A 17,959-nucleotide genomic window follows, 5' to 3' on the forward strand; every position below is an offset into this window, starting at 1 on the left:
TTTCTGTTGAATTGCTTTCGATGAGTTGACGAAGAATATTCGTTATGATATAATGCTATGGTGAACAGAATATACAGTGTGAAGTAGAAGCACCCGCTTCTCACCTGATTGACGCACAGGCAGTTGGCAGGTTTGAACGTAATGATAAATAGCATGTTTGTGCTGTTTAATGCGGGTATGCGATCATACCCGCATTTTTTATTGCGCGAAAACACCAATTGCTGATATTGTGTATTCCGGAATAGAAACGTTTATTCTTAAAAACCTTGGAGGTGGCTCATTATTAGCAAAGATATGTTTGTAAACGAGGGGATTCGCTCCCGTGAAGTTCGTCTGATCGACCAAAATGGAGAGCAGCTTGGTGTTAAGTCAAAGAACGAAGCGCTCGAAATTGCCGGACGCGTTAACCTTGATCTTGTGCTTGTTGCGCCGAATGCAAAACCGCCGGTTGCCCGTATTATGGATTACGGCAAGTTTAAGTTCGAACAGCAGAAGAAAGAAAAAGAAGCGCGTAAAAATCAAAAAATCATTAACTTGAAAGAAGTGCGTCTCAGCCCGACAATCGAGGAACATGATTTTAACACAAAATTGCGCAATGCGATCAAGTTTTTGGAAAAAGGCGACAAGGTGAAAGCTTCTATTCGCTTTAAAGGACGCGCGATCACTCATAAAGAGATCGGCCAACGCGTACTCGATCGTTTTGCTGACGCTTGTCAAGAAGTAGCTACTGTGGAAACGAAGCCGAAAATGGACGGCCGCAGTATGTTCTTAGTATTAGCACCTAAAAACGAAAAGTAACCAGTTTGAGGAGGAATACGAAATGCCAAAAATGAAAACTCACCGCGGCTCAGCGAAACGTTTTAAGAAAACAGGTTCTGGTAAACTGAAGCGTTCTCATGGCTATACTAGCCACTTATTTGCTAACAAATCTACAAAACAAAAACGTAAGCTCCGCAAAGGAACTCTCGTATCTAAAGGCGATTTCAAACGCATTCGTCACATGTTAGACAATCTTAAGTAAGACTAGCACTTATATTTTAGGAGGTAAATATTATGCCACGCGTAAAAGGCGGAACAGTAACTCGCAGACGTCGTAAAAAAGTTCTTAAATTAGCAAAAGGTTTTTTCGGTGCTAAACACCGTTTATATAAAGTAGCCAACCAGCAGGTTATGAAATCCCTGCAATACGCTTACCGTGACCGTCGCCAGAAAAAGCGCGACTTCCGTAAGCTTTGGATCACTCGTATCAACGCAGCTGCACGCATGAATGGCCTTTCTTACAGCCGTTTAATGCACGGTTTAAAACTTGCAGGCATCGAAGTTAACCGCAAAATGCTTGCTGATCTAGCTGTTAACGATTTACCAGCATTCAACCAATTGGCTGAATCAGCTAAAGCTCAGTTAAATAAATAAGATCGTTTGAAAAACAGATCCGTTTTGACGGGTCTGTTTTTTTATTGGCTCAGATAAAGAAAGCCGAGTACTGGTATTCTCTATCCTGTATATATATTTCCCTGCTTTTTGTTGTATATGTAGAATAGAAAGCTAAGGGGCCCCCTCGGTATACTAAAGGAAGTAGACAGAGGGGAGTGGACCATATGGAGGATGTCGTCATCGTTGCAGGGGGACGTACGGCGGTTGGCGCATTTGGAAAATCATTAAAAGAGGTTCCGGCAGTAGAGCTAGGAAGGCAAGTTCTCGAAGGAATTATGAAAAGAGTGCCTATTGAAAAGAAAGAAGTGGATGAAATTATTTTTGGACATGGATATGTGCATGGAGGAGGGCTAAACTCCGCCCGCATTGCTTCACAAAAAGCCGGATTTCCCGACAGCATTCCAGCACATGTTATTATTAAGGCTTGCGGCTCCAGTTTAAAGGCGATCACAAGCGGGGCATTAGCAATTATGGCAGAGCAGGAGGAAATTGTCGTCGCCGGAGGAGTAGAAAGTATGAGCCAGGTGCCTTACCTTTTGAGGAATCGTTGGGGAGGCAAGTTTGGCCATTTACAAATAGAGGATGCTTTGTTAACAGACGGATTAACATGCTCGTTAGAAAATGAGCATATGGGAGCAACTGCTGAAAGGCTGGCGCGAAAATATAATATTGGCCGCGAGGAACAAGACAGTTTTGCTTTTCGAAGCCATCAAAAGGCAAAGAAAGCGATTGAAGAGGGGCGTTTCCAAGAGGAGATTATCCCGCTGCAAGTCAAAGGAAAAAAGGAAGCATTCATATTTGCAAGGGATGAATCGGTGCGGCCAGAGGCTAGCTTTTCCAAGTTTGCGCAATTAAGTCCCGTATTTGAAGAAGGAGGGACCATTACAGCGGGGAATGCTTGCCCAATGAATGACGGGGCAGCGGCTGTCGTTTTAATGTCGCACAAAAAAGCGATAGAGAAAGGGCTTGAGCCAATTGTAAAAATTAAAGCTTTTGCTAGTGCAGGGGTTGATCCGGGCCTCATGGGAATCGGTCCTGTGCCGGCGACAAGAAAAGCGCTGGAAAAAGCGGGGCTGTCGTTAGAGGACATTGGACGAGTTGAACTGAATGAAGCCTTTGCCGGACAAGCTTTGGCAGTCATGAAAGAATTGAAGATGCATCCTGAGCGCGTAAATGTAAACGGCGGGGCTATTGCCCTGGGTCACCCAGTTGGGGCAACGGGTGCCAAGCTAACGGTCAGTCTTATGTATGAAATGATCCGTTCACAGGAGAAATATGGGATGGTCACATTGTGTATGGCCGGCGGAATGGGATTGACAGTGATCTATGAAAATATGAATAGCTGCTGACGTTCTAGGCAAAAAACTCCTGTTTCAATATGGCAACAGGAGTTTTTGCTTTTTATGAACTGGCCGTTTTAAATTGAAATAAATTTTTGAAAGTCCGGTTTGGTCTATTGTTTGAATCTACCTCTAATCTCGCCTCTAATTTGCCGACTAAATAAGAAAGGATAAGCACAAGCGCCAAATAATATAAGCCGACTATAATATAGGTATTCATTTGTTGAAAGTTGGAGGAAGCTTCACTTAATGCAGCTCCCCATAGGTCTTGCATGCCAACATAAGCGACAAGTGAAGAATCTTTCAAGCCGATAATAAATTGATTTCCAAGCGGAGGGATGGCTAACTTAAATGCTTGGGGCAATACAATTCGTCTCATAGCCAAATGGTAGGGCATTCCAAGAGAGCGAGCAGCTTCCATTTGCCCCTTATCAATAGATTGAATTAAACCGCGAAAGATTTCTGCAATATAGGCTCCACTATGAATAGCAAGTGCCAGTGAGCCTGCCCAAAATGGAGACAATGTAATGATATTCGCTATTCCGAAGTAAAGAATGGCAATTTGTACAATAAGCGGCGTGCCGCGAATGACATTAATATAGATAGTAGCCAAATAATTCAGCGCTTTTTTCTTTGAGAGCCGGAAGAAAGCAAAGATGATGCCGATGCAACTTCCTAAAAAAAGAGAAGTAAGAGTTAATTTTAAGGTTAACCATGTCGCTCCTAAAAAAAATTTATATGTTGATAAAAAAATATCAATCACATCGAACACCTCTAATCATTTTTATAAATATTCCGGCCAAACCATTTGTCACTTATTTTTTCATAAGTGCCGTCCTCGATCATTTCTGCAAGGGCTTTATTTAATTTGTCTTCCAGCTCTTTGTCGTCTTTTCTAACTGCAATAGCCATTTCATCATACGTTAATGGCTTTCCAACATCTTTGATCTTCATTGTTTTCTCTTTCATGACCCGGAAGCCGACCATTTGATCGGTAATGACGGCATCTAACCGTCCCGTTGTAATATCGAGCAAAGCAGTTAAATCACTATCATATTCTTGTACCTTATCTGTATACTTTTCAGCAAGATCTTTATAAGGACTGGCTTTTACAACCCCTATTTTCTTTCCTTTTAAATCGTTAGCAGATTTAATTGATGACTGGTCCTGTGCCACAAATATTTGTGTACCGGAACGATAATAAGGAGTGGTAAAACTGACGGCTTTTTTCCGTTCTTCAGTGACCGCCATGCTTCCTAAAATAGCGTCATACTTATTGGATTGGAGCCCTTGGATAATGGTTTCCCACGGGTTTGTTACCGGTTCAGCCTTCATGTTCATTTTTTTGGCTAATGCTTGGCCGATTTCTACATCAAATCCGGCCAATTGTCCGCCTTCTTTGAAGTTAAATGGCTTGTACAGCCCACTCATTGCGTAGCGAAATGTTTTTTGTTCGTTATCCTGGCCTGAGTCCTGGTTTTCTGTTTTTGAACCGCAGGCAGCTATGAATAAAGATAATGATAGTACAAATAAGCATATAAGATAATTTCGATAGTTTTTCATTTTTTATCCCCCCATTTACTTATAAAAAGAATGATTATAATACTCTCCGCAAAAATTTCTTTGATCTCTCGCTTTCTGGCTGGTTAAAAAATACATGGGGCGGTGCCTGCTCGAGGATTTTTCCCTCATCCATAAACACAACTTGATCAGCGACTTCCTTGGCAAACCCCATCTCATGGGTCACCACTACCATAGTTATCCCCTCACTTGCTAGTTGTTTCATTACCTGCAGCACTTCTCCGACTAATTCCGGATCTAAAGCAGAAGTTGGCTCATCAAATAACATCACTTTAGGTTCCATGGCAAGTGCCCTTGCTATAGCTACCCGCTGCTTCTGGCCTCCTGAAAGCATATGTGGATATTCACCTGCTTTATCTTTCAACCCTACCTTAGCGAGCAGTTCTAAAGCTGTGTGCTCAGCCTCGTGCTTTTTCATCTTTTTCACATAAATAGGAGCCTCTATGATGTTCTCCAACACAGTTTTGTGAGGGAAGAGATTGAAATGCTGAAAAACCATACCGACTTCTTCTCTTACTTTATTTAAGTCTGTTTGGTGAAAATCTATTTTTTTATTGTTGATCCATACCTCTCCCTTGTCATAAAATTCCAGGAAGTTGATGCACCGCAGGAGCGTGCTTTTACCGGATCCGCTTGATCCTAATAGAACAACTACCTGATTTTTGTTGATTGTTAAATCGATCCCTTTCAATACTTCTAATGAACCAAAAGACTTATGCAGCTGTTTTATACAAATCATATAAAGCCTCCAATCTAAGTATAATAGTGTGAACGCTTTCATAAAGAGAAGCAGCGGGAAAACAAGTCTGCTCTTGCTAAATCAACTTCTATCTTTTCTGATAAGGTAATAATAATAGACAGAAGTTCTGGTGCCTATCTGCAATAATGATAAAAAAAATATTATTTTCTATACATTGTGTATAATCAGAATATTTTAATAAAAATATTTTCGTGAACGGTTCTATTCACTTTTAAGAGCCTGTCCTCTGTAAAAGAGGACAGGCTCTCTGCAAAAGACTCTTTAATAAAAGAGAGATGAATCGGAATGATCTAGCCGGTAAGCCATTATAGCGAGGTGAAATTGTGTTAAGTTATGGGCATCCTGAAGGTCTCTTCCTGTTTTTTCTTCAATCTTTTCAAGACGGTACTTTAATGTATGGCGGTGAATAAAAAGTTCGGCTGCTGCATTCTTTATATTTGTTTTGTTTTGTAAGTAGCATTCCAATGTATTGAGCAAATAGCTTTCATGTTTTTCATCATAGGCCAGCAGGGGCTGAAGCCACTTAGAATAAAACTTGGATAAGTCTACTTTCATTTCTTTCATTTCAAAGAGAGCTTCATAGGCGCCAATTTCCCGATAGGATAAAACCTGTTTTTTTGTTAATAAAGCTGTCTGTAAGGCATATTTTGCTTCACGAGCACGGACAGAAACGTCATTAAGGCCTTGAAAGGCATCGCTTATTCCAATGTAAAGAGGCTCCTTCGCATAGTTTTTCCAGCCTTGAACGATAGTTTGAATCATAGTCGAGCGTTCTTCTTTATTTACTGGCAGTTTTATTAAGAGGATAACAGAATGATATTTCTCCCGTATTAGAATATTTACTTTGCATGTCATATTCCAATATCTGATAAAAGATGTAAGCACAGCGCTTTCGCTTGTCGTGCTGTGTAATTGCATGATCAAGAATTCTCCTGATGAATCGTAATTCAGTTTATAACATTGTTCCTGGATATATTTTGGGTCTAGTTCTGATTGCTCTAATAGTTCATCAAAAAAGTCTCCTTGCAGGCGAAGAAACACTTCCTGTACCGTTTTTTGTTTTAGAAACTCAAGCGCACATACAATGCTGGCCTGTTCAAGCAATAAGTCATCTAGCTCGGTTAGCGGAATATGTTTAACGACCATTAAATACCCATAATAATTCTGATCTGTTGCAATCGGATAAACGAATTGACTGTCATTAATCAATGTAGGTTTTGCCGGAGGAGCTAATTTCCAGTCGGATAGTTCAACTGGGATGTTTTCTCCTTCAAAGCATCCCTGCAATGAATTATACAAGTAAACATCCGCCTCCATATGCTTGGATAGAGTAGCCAAAACAGAAGAAAGCCCTTTATTGCTTAGAACAAGAGAAGTAAGTTCATGATGAACCTTTTGAGTGATTTGAATATTTTGGAAATTCTTATTAACAATATGTCCAAGCAAAGTTTGTGTAACATCAGAGAAATTAAGATGCTTGGGAATTTCTATTAAGGGAAGTTCATAGCGATTGGCAGCGTCGATTAAATCCGGATGGATGGTTTTGAGGTAAAAGCCTGTGTGAACAGCGATAGCTGATAATCGCTGATTAGCCAACTGATCAATCAAACGGCGGCGGTTCTCTTCTACCTCCATGCCATACCCGGTTGTAATCAGGAACTCTCCTGCCTGGACACGGGTGACATCTTCAATAATCTCTACAATGGTTACCCATTTAATGATCCGATGAGCGCCTGCTTCACCGGCAATTAACTTTATTTGTTGAAAATCTGGAAGCGAAAGGGCTTCCTTCACTGTGATCGACATCGCCAAATCACCTCCTTCTTATACATAAAGTACAAAAATTATACTATAAAATCCTCTTATATTGATAATATTTTCAGAAAACTCGCTTTGTTATTATGGAGGAAATAAGAGAGGGAAATAAGGAGGGGAAAAGATTGGAATTACAGACAAACGTTATCAAACCGTATTTAGATCAAGTGTATCCGACTGTTTCTCATGGCAGCGGTGTTTATTTATATGATGTGAACGGCAAAGCGTACCTGGATGGATGCAGTGGAGCGGTGACGGCTAATATTGGCCACGGCGTACAGGAGGTAATCCAAGCAATGTGCGACCAGGCACACAAAGTTTCTTTTACTTATCGTTCTCAATTTACAAGTGAACCGGCAGAGCAGCTAGGGGAGAAAATTGCAAGCTGGACACCGGGAGACTTAAATCGAGTATTCTTTGTCAACAGTGGATCGGAGGCAAATGAGACAGCTATGAAAGTTGCCATTCAGTACTGGCAAGAAAAAGGCTGTAAAGGAAAAAATAAAATCCTGTCACGCTGGATGAGCTATCACGGGATTACGCTGGGGGCTTTATCCTTATCTGGACATATTTCACGGAGAAAGCGATTTGCTTCAACACTTGAACCGGCGCCTGTTTTGGAGCCTCCTTATTGCTACCGTTGTCCTTTTAACCTTAGCTATCCTGATTGCCGTTTGCATTGTGCTGAGCAATTGGAGACAGTAATTCAGCGTGTCGGAGCTGAGAATATTGCCGCATTCATTGCCGAACCGATCATCGGGGCAGCGGGAGGGGCAGTCACGCCGCCGCCGCAATATTACAACCGGATTAAAGAAATTTGCGAGAGAAATGACATATTATTTATTGCTGATGAGGTAATGACAGGAAATGGACGAACTGGCGAAAGGTTTGGAATTGACCATTGGGGAGTGATTCCAGACATAATGACTCTGGGTAAGGGCATGAGTGCAGGCTATACACCGATGGCTGCTGCTATTGTAAGCGACAGAATTATTGAGGTGATCCGCGAAGGCTCGCAGTCTATTATGTCTGGTCATACTTATAGCGCCAATCCGCAGTCTGCCGCTGTTTCACTTGCTGTGATGAATTATATTGACGAACAGCAATTGTTAAACCAAGTAAATGAGAGAGGGTTATATTTATCAAGAGGCATGCAGCAGCTAAAACAGAAGCATTCAATTATAGGAGATATTCGGGGCAAGGGCCTGCTTTACGGCATAGAATTCGTTAAAAATAGCCGAGTCGGAAAATCACCGTTTCCGTTATCTGAAAAAATAACAGACCAATTGATTAATCAGGCTATGAAAAACGGATTGCTTGTTTATAATGCATCGGGAGCCGTTAACGGCCAGGCTGGTGATGCTATTATTATTGCTCCTCCATTTGTCATTAGTGAAAGAGAGATCGACCATTTACTAAGTATGCTGGATGAAACGATTAGACAATTGACAGAAGAGCTGATTGAGAAGGGGGTAATAGAGAATGAATCATGTCCGTCAGATATCTAAGGTTGTGTCATTGAAGGAAGCGCTGTCCCATATAAAGCAGGGAACCAGCTTAATGTATGGCGGTTTTGGGGGGATAGGCAGCCCGCCAAGTATCATCGAAGCATTATTGCAAATGAAGGTTAGTCAGTTAGATTTAATTGGAAATGATGCTGGCTTTCCGAACATTGGGATCGGCCGGTTGATTAGTGAAGGACGCGCCCGTTCACTCCTTACTTCTCATATCGGTTCCAATCCTAATGCCGGCAGATTGATGACGGAAAACAAACTAGATGTTACTTTTTTTCCGCAAGGAACGCTGGCAGAGAAAATTCGAGCCGGCGGCATGGGGCTTGGCGGTATTTTGGTGGATGTCGGCCTTGGAACAATGGCGGAAGAAGGCAGAGAAAAAGTAGAGATACAAAATAAAACATACTTAATTGAGGAAGCGCTTACAGCTGAAGTGGCAATTGTTTATGCAAAGCAGGCTGATGAATACGGCAATTTAGTTTTTGATAAGAGCGCACGAAATTTTAATCCGCTTGTTGCCATGGCGGCGGATGTTACCATTGTAGAAGCAGAACAAATTGTGCCGAGTGGCGAACTGGATCCAGAAAACATTGTAACACCGGGTGTATTCGTCGATTACATCGTACAAAGTGAAGGGGTGAACTGGCAGTGGATGTGGGAGTAGATTATCGTCGAGTCATTGCTGAATGGGCTGCTAAAGAAATTAAGCCTGGCATGCATGTGAATCTTGGGATTGGCATGCCTACACTTGTCGCCGGTTTTGTACCTGAACATTATAATGTGATGTTCCATGCTGAAAATGGAATCTTAGGAACAGGCCCTTATCCGATAAAAGGAGGGGAAGATGAAAACTTATGTGATGCTGGCGGGTTTCCAGTAACCGCTGTTCCGGGGGCTTCGTTTTTTGATAGCACGATGGCCTTTGGGATTATTCGCCGCGGTTATTTGGATGTCACTGTTTTAGGGGCACTCCAAGTCAGTGAAGCAGGAGATCTTGCTAATTGGATTGTACCGGGAAAACGAGTTCCGGGAATGGGCGGAGCAATTGATTTGGCTCAAAAGTCGAAAAAAGTAATTGTTCTAATGAACCATACCAATAAATCGGGAGAGGCCAAAATTGTGAAGAGATGCACTTTGCCGCTGACGGCTCCATCTTGCGTAGACGTCATTATTACCGAACGGGCGATTATTGATGTAATCAACAATGAACTTCATGTTCGGAGAATTTTGGCTCCATACACTATGAAGGACGTCATTTCGAGTACAGAAGCCGAACTGCATTTTTCTTGACGCTCTATTGTTTGGACTTAAGCTGTACAATAATGGACCTGACAGGGGGAGAGTGACTATGGAACGGGTTGTCAAAGAGTGGATGCGTGCTAATCAACAGCAAGCGATTGATTTTTTAAAAGAGATTGTACAAGAGCCGAGTGTTCAAGGAAAAGAAATCGGAGCTCAGAAAAAGGTAGCTAATAAGTTAAACCAAATGGGGTTAGAGGTTGATATTTGGGAGCCTGGTGGAGAAGAATTTATTAAGCATCCTTATTTCTGTGCGACTCGCACGGACTTTGCTGGAAGTCCTAATGTTGTAGGGGTATGGCGAGGAACCGGCGGCGGAAAATCATTAATCCTTAATGGCCATATTGACGTCGTGCCAGCGGGCGATGAAACGCAATGGCTTCATGATCCATTCAGCGGCAAGGTGACAGATGGAAAAATGTATGGCAGGGGAGTAACCGACATGAAGGGCGGGAATGTTTCTCTGTTGTTCGCAATCGAGTGCTTGAAGCAGCTGGGCATTAAATTAAAAGGAGATGTTATTTTTCAAAGCGTCATCGAAGAAGAGAGCGGCGGTGGCGGTACGCTATCTGCCATCTTGCGCGGCTACCGGGCAGATGCAGCGATTATTCCTGAACCGACTGACATGAAAATTTTTCCAAAGCAGCAAGGATCTATGTGGTTTAAGATTCGAGTAAAAGGCCGGTCTGCTCATGGGGGAACTAGGTATGAAGGGATAAGTGCGATCGAAAAAAGCATGATTGTGATTGAAGAAATTCAGAGGCTGGAGAAAAAAAGAAATGAAAGAGTAACCGATCCTCTTTACCAGAATATCCCTATCCCCATTCCTATTAATATAGGGGTCATTCAAGGAGGAGACTGGCCTTCTTCTGTACCTGATCAAGTAGAATTGCAAGGGCGAATGGGAGTAGCACCGGAGGAAAATATGGATCAAGCGAAGAAAGAAATGGAGGAGGCTTTGAATCATCTTTCGCACCTTGATGATTGGTTTAGCGAGCCTCCTCAATTAGAATGGTTCGGAGCGCAGTGGGTGCCAGGAACGATCGATCCCGAGCACCTCTTAATGAATCAGATTATTAGCAAATTCCGTCAAGTAATGAAATGTGAGCCGATGGTAGAAGCCTCCCCGTGGGGAACAGATGGAGGGTTGTTAAATAAAGTTGGCGAAGTGCCTTCTATAGTATTTGGTCCGGGCATTACTGGCATGGCACATTATCCAAATGAGTATATTGAGCTGGATAAAATGATTGCCTGCGCGGAAGTGATTGCACTAACCATATTGGAGTGGTGTGAAGTTTCAGGTTGAGAGCTGAACAAGCTAAAAAAGACTGCTGCCGGCAGTCTTTTTTCATGTTATTTACTTTTGCTTGCTTCCTTTAAAAAACTGCTGAAATCTTTGGAGGGCAGGATCTATCTTTAATTTAGTCACATCATACGCACTTTCTGACTGCTTGCGGTCTATCCGGATGCCCATTTGCTCTGTCCCCTCAGGAACAGCAATAACTCCTTCGTATTTCCCGTCAAAGTGCGGATCCCCATTATTCGTTTGGATATTTTCTCTTTCGCGCGGCATAGTCCTTCACCTGCTTCCATGTATAGTTTGTTCTATTATTTGCTTTTCCTGACGGGTTATGCGCTATATGAACACGGGAGAGTGCAGGAAAACATTACAGCGTAAAAAGATATTTGCCCCTCACTATCTTCCGGCTTTTTTGCTACACTAACAAAGGGGAGTGAATGGCGTGCTTATGTATTTTGTGTTTATTAACTTAATCAGCTATATCGTAATGGGAAATGACAAGCGCAAGGCCAAGCAGGGAAAATGGCGGACGCGTGAGAGCACGCTTTGGCTCTTAGCTCTCATGGGCGGTGCGGCAGGCAGCTGGGTAGCTATGCAAACGCATCGCCATAAGACGAAGCACCCGGCATTTACATACGGCATGCCCATCTTAGCGGTCATTGACCTTAGTGTGCTTGTTTACTTTTCATGAATGGAGGAATGGAAATGAACGTATCAAAGCTGTTTCGCATGCAGCGGGCACTCGATCAATATATTGAGACAGAACATGGCTTGCAGGAGGCTGACTTGTTTGATAAAAAAGTACTTGCCCTGCTTGTTGAAATTGGAGAATTAGCTAATGAAACGCGCTGCTTTAAATTTTGGAGCTTAAAAAAGCCGAGTGAGCGCCAAGTTATCTTGGAAGAATTTGTGGATGGCGTCCATTTTATTTTATCACTTGGATTGACGTGTTCTTTAGAAGAAGAAGCGGATGTCACAGAAGAAGATACGAGCGCTTCCATTACAGAGCAGTTTCTTCTTGTATATGAAGCTGTCCAGTTATTTAAGAAGGAAAAGTCAGCGGAAGCATATAGCAGAATGCTGAATGATTATTTTGCTCTGGGCCGGCTGATAGGTTTTTCCGCAGAAGAGGTGGAAAAGGCATACGTTGCCAAAAATGAAGTTAACTATGAACGGCAGCAGCAAGGCTATTGAGCGGAAATTTTTGTATAAAATCAGAAAAATACGTATAATGAAAACGGATCCATATTTTTTTACAGGAGGAATGATGTATGGCCAAAATGGATGAAACTTTAATCATGCTGAAAGACTTAACGGATGCAAAGGGAATTGCCGGAAATGAACGGGAAGCCCGAGCTGTAATGAAAAAATACATAGAGCCGTTTGCTGATGAAGTAACAACGGATAATCTAGGGAGCTTAATTGCCAAGAAGTCAGGCGATGCTAATGGTCCGAAAATCATGGTTGCCGGCCATTTAGATGAGGTTGGCTTTATGATTACACAAATTGATGATAAAGGCTTTCTCCGCTTCCAAACAGTTGGCGGCTGGTGGAGCCAGGTCATGCTGGCCCAGCGCGTGACAATTGTGACACGCAAAGGTGACATTACAGGAGTGATTGGCTCAAAGCCGCCGCATATTCTGTCTCCTGAAGCGCGCAAAAAGCCGGTGGATATTAAAGACATGTTTATTGATATCGGTGCTTCCAGCAAAGAAGAAGCACAGGAGTGGGGCGTGCGCCCGGGCGATATGGTCGTTCCTTATTTTGAATTTACTGTAATGAATAATGAAAAAATGCTGCTTGCGAAAGCATGGGATAACCGCATCGGGTGTGCGATTGCCATTGATGTGATGAAGTATGTTAAAGACAAGCAGCATAAAAATACAGTATATGGTGTTGGCACGGTGCAGGAAGAGGTTGGGCTGCGCGGGGCGAAAACCTCTGCTCAAGCTATTCAGCCGGATATTGCGTTTGGTGTAGATGTTGGCATTGCCGGCGATACACCTGGAGTGTCCAGCAAAGAAGCGATGAGCAAAATGGGCGATGGGCCGCAAATTATTTTATACGATGCTTCTATGGTTTCTCACAAAGGGCTGCGCGACTTTGTGACCGACGTGGCTGATGAGCTGAACATCCCTTATCAATTTGATGCAATGGCTGGCGGCGGAACAGACTCAGGCGCTATTCATGTGACATCAGGCGGTGTGCCAAGCTTATCCATCACTATTGCTACCCGCTATATCCATTCACATGCTGCCATGCTCCACCGCGATGATTATGAAAATGCTGTGAAACTGATCGGTGAAGTTATCCTTCGTTTGGATCAGGAAACGGTCAACAAAATTAAATTTGACTAATAGAAAAACGGTCACGGGAACTTCCCGTGACCGTTTTTTTATCAAAGAAGCTTCAATAATCTTTCGATTCCAGGCCTGCTATTTCCGTCTGAACCAATTGAAAAGAGAGGCTAGCTTGCTGTTCTTGGCTGGTTTTTGCTGTTTTTTCGGTCTGGACAGGAAAATCTCCTCTTGATCAACAGCATAGTCGTAAGCGAGCACGAGCCCAATATCGGTATCGTGATTTTTGTTGATGACAACCGTATAGTCCAGCTTATGTTTGTCGGCAGCTGTGATGTATTTTTTTAGAAACGTGATATTTAATGCTCCGTTTAAATACAGCTTGGCTTGAGGGTGCTGCTTCATCAGTTCAATTAATTCGGGGTATGTTTCTTTTTCTCTCACTTGGCTTTGTCGCAGTGCGGCAATAATTCTTTCTCTTAATGTGCCAAGAAACTTGCGCCGCTCCTCTGGATGAAGCTCTTTCTTTCCATAAATGCCTTCTTGTAAAACATCATCCACGCTTTTTTTGACCATCATCTAACTCCTCAATTTTTTCATAGTATATTAAACGATATGCCAGAAAGTTCATTTTGGAAAGTCCTCATTCCTATGCATCTGCTGGCCGATTAATAAAAATAATGAGAAAAGACAGACTAATGGGCATAAAACCTACTTGACATATAGGATTAATAAATATAATATAAAACTTAATTATTGAGGCCTTCAGGCTTTTTCTATGACTACATAGCCTCGTCAAAAGGGCGCATTCATTTCGTTCCCTTTTTGCTATTTCTGATGATGGCGAATGCCGTCATTTCTTCTTTAGGATGAATGACGGGTGATCTATATTCCTTTGTGAGGTGGATATCATTGCAACTGCAAGTAATGAATAGTCCTTTGACTCAGGAGCAGACAGAGCTCCTTAATCGTTTATTGCCAACCTTGACAGAACCGCAAAAGCTGTGGTTAAGCGGCTATCTTGCGGGAGCAGCGGGCACGGCTTTGCCGCAGCTGGCTGAAGGTGAAATACTTTCTGAACAACAAGCTTCCGCTGTATCGAAAGAAGTAACTGTTTTGTTTGGCTCCCAAACAGGCAATGCTCAAGCACTTGCGGAGAAGGCAGCTGAAAAGCTGAGAGAGCATGGCTTTCAAGTGGTGCTTGCTTCGATGAATGAGTTTAAGGCAAATCATATCAAAAAGGTTCAAAATCTTCTGATCTTAGTAAGCACACACGGAGAAGGAGACCCGCCGGATAATGCCCTTTCCCTTTATGAATTTCTTCACGGGAGACGGGCGCCCCAGCTGAAGGATCTCCGTTTTTCTGTTCTTTCCTTAGGAGACAGCTCTTACGAATTTTTTTGCCAAACAGGAAAGGATTTCGACAAGCGCCTAGAGGAGCTGGGCGGCCAGCGCCTGTATCCGCGTTTTGATTGTGACTTGGACTATGATGAGCCCACGGCTGAATGGCTGGAGGGTGTTGTAAAAGGTTTAAGTGAAAGAAAAAGTCCGGAAGCTGCTTTTCGTCCTGCTTCTGTTAAAGCCGGAACATCGGCAGGCCAGCCGGTTTACTCGCGGACAAATCCATTTAAAGCAGAGGTGCTTGAAAATATCAACTTGAACGGGCGCGGATCAAACAAAGAAACGCGGCATTTAGAACTTTCGCTTGAAGGCTCTCATTTGGAGTTTGAGCCGGGAGACAGCTTAGGCATTTATCCTGAAAATGACCCTGAGCTGGCCGATAGGATTATTCAAGAAATGAATTGGAACCCCGATGAAGTTATCACGGTCAATAAACAAGGAGAAACACGTTCATTACGTGAGGCGCTCATTTCTTATTATGAAATTACTGTACTGACAAAGCCGCTTTTGCAAAAAGCAGCGGAATTACTGCCGGAGACTCAATTAGACCAGCTGTTATTGCCTGGACAGGAAGAAGAACTGCGTGCATATATTGAAGGAAGAGATTTGCTGGATCTTATCCGTGATTTCAATTTTAAGGAAGTCACAGCGAGTTCCTTCGTCTCGATTTTGCGGAAAATGCCGGCCCGCCTTTATTCCATCGCCAGCAGCTTACGGGCGAATCCGGATGAAGTGCACCTGACAATTGGTACGGTGAGATATGAAGCACACGGGCGAAGCCGCAAAGGTGTTTGCTCTATCCAATGTGCAGAGAGAATTCAGCCGGGAGACTATTTGCCGGTCTATATTCAGCGCAATCAGAACTTTAAGCTTCCTCCTCATCCTGAGACACCGATTATCATGGTTGGCCCAGGAACGGGTGTGGCCCCGTTCAGGTCGTTCCTTCAAGAGCGAGAAGAGCTGGCTGCTCAAGGGAAAACCTGGTTATTCTTCGGCGATCAGCATTTTGTCACGGATTTTCTGTATCAGACTGAGTGGCAGCAATGGTTGAAGAAAGATGTGTTAACGAAAATGGATGTTGCCTTCTCAAGGGATACAGAGAAAAAAGCATACGTGCAGCATCGTATGCTGGAGCAAAGCAGAGAATTGTACCAGTGGCTTGAAGAAGGGGCAGTCGTTTATGTGTGTGGCGACGAAAAAAACATGGCGCATGATGTTCATGAAACGCTGATCCAAATTATTGAAAAAGAAGGCGGATTTAGCCGGGAGCAGGCAGAGGCTTACCTTGCCGAGATGCAGCAATCTAAACGTTATCAGCGCGATGTATATTAAGCCTTGACTGAAAGGAGCAAGAGAAATGATTGAAGATAAAGCATTGAAGGCGCCGGAAGGCCCTCCAAGCGACGTGGAAAGGATCAAGCAAGAGAGCAACTATTTGCGCGGCACACTGGCCGAAACGCTGGCCAATCCGCTTACGGCAGGAATTCCGGATGATGATAACCGTCTGATGAAATTTCATGGAAGCTACCTGCAGGATGACAGGGATGTAAGAAATGAGCGTGAGCGCCAAAAGCTTGAACCGGCCTATCAGTTTATGGTGCGGGTACGCGCGCCGGGGGGAGTAGCAACGCCGGAGCAATGGCTTGCAACGGATGAGATTGCCCGCAAGTATGGAAATGGCACGCTCAAGCTGACTACACGCCAAGCTTTTCAAATGCACGGCATTTTAAAATGGAACATGAAGAAAAGCATTCAAGAGATCAATGCCGTGTTAATGGACACATTGGCTGCCTGCGGAGATGTGAACCGGAATGTGATGTGCAACCCGAATCCGCATCAGTCAGAGGTTCATGCAGAAGTGTATGAATGGTCTAGACAGCTGAGTGAATATCTTTCCCCGCGTACGAGAGCTTATCATGAAATTTGGCTGGACGAGGAAAAGGTGGCCGGCACGCCGGAGGAGGAGACAGAGCCGATGTACGGAGAGCTCTATTTGCCTCGAAAGTTCAAGATCGGCATCGCCGTTCCTCCTTCTAATGATGTGGATGTCTTTTCCCAGGATCTCGGCTTTATCGCGGTCATGGAAAATGGGAAATTGGCCGGCTTTAACGTAGCGATCGGCGGAGGAATGGGAATGACGCATGGCGATAAAAATACGTATCCGCAGCTGGCAAGAGTGATTGGCTTTTGCCGGCCGGATCAAATCCTTGATGTCGCCGAAAAAGTGATCACTATCCAGCGTGACTACGGTAATCGATCTGTGAGAAAGTATGCCCGTTTTAAATATACAGTGGACCAGCTGGGGCTCGATACGGTAAAGCAAGAGCTGCATAAGCGGCTGGGCTGGGAGCTGGAAGAAGCGCGCACCTTCCGCTTTGATCATAGTGGTGACCGCTACGGCTGGGTAGAAGGCCATAATGGCAACTGGCACTTTACACTATTTATCCAAAATGGCCGAGTGACGGACTTAGAAGGCTATCCGCTGATGACGGGCTTGAGGGAGATTGCTAAGGTTCATACCGGCGACTTCCGGCTTACTCCGAACCAAAACCTTGTGATTGCCAATGTGACAGGTGAGCAGAAAGAGCAGATTGTTGAGCTGATTCAAAAGTATGGGCTGACAGACGGCAAGCATTACTCAGCGTTGCGCAGAAATTCAATGGCGTGTGTATCCCTGCCTACATGCGGACTCGCCATGGCTGAAGCAGAGCGCTATCTGCCGAATTTATTGGAAAAGATTGAGGAGATTACAGAGGAAAGCGGCTTGCATGAGGAAGAGATCACCATTCGCATGACTGGATGCCCGAATGGCTGCGCCCGTCCGGCTCTTGCGGAAATCGCCTTTATCGGCAAAGCTCCAGGAAAGTACAATATGTACTTGGGAGCGAGTTGTTCGGGAAACCGTTTAAGCAAGCTTTACAAAGAAAACATTGGCGAAAAAGAAATTTTGGAGGCATTGCGCTCTATTCTTTTTCAGTATGCAAAGGAACGGCAAGAGGGCGAACGCTTCGGCGATTTTGTCATTCGTGCCGGTATTGTAAAAGAGGTTTATTCTGGAACTGATTTTCACGATTGACCGATAAAACAGGCTAGATTAAGTGATATGTTAAACCACCCGTTGCTTGATCTGAACCCAAAAAGTTAGACACAAATGTTAGGCTGCCTCAAGGGCATGATTCCGATAATCAACCGGGCTCATGCCCTTTAATTTTGCCTTA

The 17,959-nt window shown here is 43.6% G+C and carries 19 protein-coding genes and 1 other annotated feature; of the genes, 13 read left to right on the top strand and 6 right to left on the bottom strand.

All coding sequences use genetic code 11. The features are described 5' to 3' along the window. Positions 1-75: 75 nt before the first annotated feature. Positions 76-207 (top strand) — a sequence feature (ribosomal protein L20 leader region). A gap of 72 nt (positions 208-279) precedes the next feature. The 4 genes from infC (at position 280) to B1A98_RS13910 (ending at position 2,783) form a co-directional block, all read left to right on the top strand. Further along, entirely contained in the window at positions 280-798 is a 519-nt protein-coding gene (gene infC, locus B1A98_RS13895; protein ID WP_082821624.1) for a translation initiation factor IF-3, read from the top strand. Between the two features lie 22 nt (positions 799-820). Further along, a complete protein-coding gene (rpmI, locus tag B1A98_RS13900; protein WP_041097707.1) occupies positions 821-1,021 on the top strand; it encodes a 50S ribosomal protein L35 in 201 nt (66 codons plus the stop codon). A gap of 32 nt (positions 1,022-1,053) precedes the next feature. Continuing rightward, entirely contained in the window at positions 1,054-1,413 is a 360-nt protein-coding gene (gene rplT, locus B1A98_RS13905) for a 50S ribosomal protein L20 (RefSeq protein ID WP_063383750.1), read from the top strand. 185 nt (positions 1,414-1,598) lie between these two features. Then, a complete protein-coding gene (locus tag B1A98_RS13910; RefSeq protein WP_063383751.1) occupies positions 1,599-2,783 on the top strand; it encodes a thiolase family protein in 1,185 nt (394 codons plus the stop codon). Positions 2,784-2,835: 52 nt separating this feature from the next. On the opposite strand, the gene B1A98_RS13915 is transcribed toward B1A98_RS13910, so the two are convergent. From B1A98_RS13915 to B1A98_RS13930, 4 genes are all read right to left on the bottom strand, one after another. Further along, complete coding sequence (locus B1A98_RS13915; protein ID WP_082821625.1) at positions 2,836-3,537, bottom strand: amino acid ABC transporter permease; 702 nt, start codon at positions 3,535-3,537, stop codon at positions 2,836-2,838. Between the two features lie 11 nt (positions 3,538-3,548). Further along, complete coding sequence (locus tag B1A98_RS13920; protein ID WP_082821626.1) at positions 3,549-4,337, bottom strand: ABC transporter substrate-binding protein; 789 nt, start codon at positions 4,335-4,337, stop codon at positions 3,549-3,551. Positions 4,338-4,371: 34 nt separating this feature from the next. Next, positions 4,372-5,094, bottom strand: coding sequence for an amino acid ABC transporter ATP-binding protein (locus B1A98_RS13925; RefSeq protein WP_063383752.1), 723 nt, complete (start codon positions 5,092-5,094; stop codon positions 4,372-4,374). Positions 5,095-5,376: 282 nt separating this feature from the next. Continuing rightward, positions 5,377-6,921 (bottom strand): PucR family transcriptional regulator, encoded by a 1,545-nt coding sequence (locus B1A98_RS13930; protein ID WP_063383753.1) that lies wholly within the window; start codon positions 6,919-6,921, stop codon positions 5,377-5,379. 95 nt (positions 6,922-7,016) lie between these two features. Between B1A98_RS13930 and B1A98_RS13935 the strand changes: the two genes are divergently transcribed. Genes B1A98_RS13935 through B1A98_RS13950 form a run of 4 tightly spaced genes read left to right on the top strand, consistent with a single transcriptional unit; the run spans position 7,017 to position 11,049 of the window. Beyond that, positions 7,017-8,438, top strand: coding sequence for an aspartate aminotransferase family protein (locus tag B1A98_RS13935; protein ID WP_063383754.1), 1,422 nt, complete (start codon positions 7,017-7,019; stop codon positions 8,436-8,438). Continuing rightward, positions 8,413-9,108, top strand: a complete 696-nt coding sequence (locus B1A98_RS13940; protein WP_063383755.1) for a CoA transferase subunit A — start codon at positions 8,413-8,415, stop codon at positions 9,106-9,108. The genes B1A98_RS13935 and B1A98_RS13940 overlap by 26 nt, the downstream gene beginning before the upstream one ends. Next, positions 9,093-9,734, top strand: a complete 642-nt coding sequence (locus B1A98_RS13945) for a 3-oxoacid CoA-transferase subunit B (protein WP_063383756.1) — start codon at positions 9,093-9,095, stop codon at positions 9,732-9,734. Before B1A98_RS13940 ends, B1A98_RS13945 begins: the two co-directional genes overlap by 16 nt. A gap of 58 nt (positions 9,735-9,792) precedes the next feature. Next, positions 9,793-11,049, top strand: a complete 1,257-nt coding sequence (locus B1A98_RS13950) for a peptidase (RefSeq protein WP_063383757.1) — start codon at positions 9,793-9,795, stop codon at positions 11,047-11,049. 51 nt (positions 11,050-11,100) lie between these two features. Here B1A98_RS13950 and B1A98_RS13955 read toward each other — a convergent pair whose 3' ends face one another. After that, a complete protein-coding gene (locus B1A98_RS13955) occupies positions 11,101-11,316 on the bottom strand; it encodes a hypothetical protein (protein ID WP_063383758.1) in 216 nt (71 codons plus the stop codon). A gap of 175 nt (positions 11,317-11,491) precedes the next feature. Between B1A98_RS13955 and B1A98_RS13960 the strand changes: the two genes are divergently transcribed. The 3 genes from B1A98_RS13960 (at position 11,492) to B1A98_RS13970 (ending at position 13,400) form a co-directional block, all read left to right on the top strand. Further along, positions 11,492-11,734, top strand: a complete 243-nt coding sequence (locus B1A98_RS13960) for a DUF1294 domain-containing protein (protein WP_063383767.1) — start codon at positions 11,492-11,494, stop codon at positions 11,732-11,734. A 14-nt stretch (positions 11,735-11,748) separates the two neighbouring features. Continuing rightward, a complete protein-coding gene (locus B1A98_RS13965) occupies positions 11,749-12,237 on the top strand; it encodes a dUTP diphosphatase (protein WP_063383759.1) in 489 nt (162 codons plus the stop codon). A 77-nt stretch (positions 12,238-12,314) separates the two neighbouring features. Then, entirely contained in the window at positions 12,315-13,400 is a 1,086-nt protein-coding gene (locus B1A98_RS13970; protein ID WP_063383760.1) for a M42 family metallopeptidase, read from the top strand. 78 nt (positions 13,401-13,478) lie between these two features. On the opposite strand, the gene B1A98_RS13975 is transcribed toward B1A98_RS13970, so the two are convergent. Further along, the gene (locus B1A98_RS13975) at positions 13,479-13,919 is read right to left on the bottom strand and encodes a YueI family protein (RefSeq protein WP_052475140.1); all 441 of its coding nucleotides are present in this window, start codon (positions 13,917-13,919) and stop codon (positions 13,479-13,481) included. Positions 13,920-14,252: 333 nt separating this feature from the next. On the opposite strand from B1A98_RS13975, the gene B1A98_RS13980 reads away from it, so the two are divergent. Further along, a complete protein-coding gene (locus tag B1A98_RS13980; RefSeq protein ID WP_063383761.1) occupies positions 14,253-16,073 on the top strand; it encodes an assimilatory sulfite reductase (NADPH) flavoprotein subunit in 1,821 nt (606 codons plus the stop codon). A 28-nt stretch (positions 16,074-16,101) separates the two neighbouring features. Next, complete coding sequence (gene cysI, locus B1A98_RS13985; RefSeq protein ID WP_063383768.1) at positions 16,102-17,817, top strand: assimilatory sulfite reductase (NADPH) hemoprotein subunit; 1,716 nt, start codon at positions 16,102-16,104, stop codon at positions 17,815-17,817. Positions 17,818-17,959: the final 142 nt, after the last annotated feature.

The organism is Pseudobacillus badius, from assembly GCF_002189605.1.
Taxonomy (GTDB): Bacteria; Bacillota; Bacilli; order Bacillales; family Domibacillaceae; genus Pseudobacillus; species Pseudobacillus badius.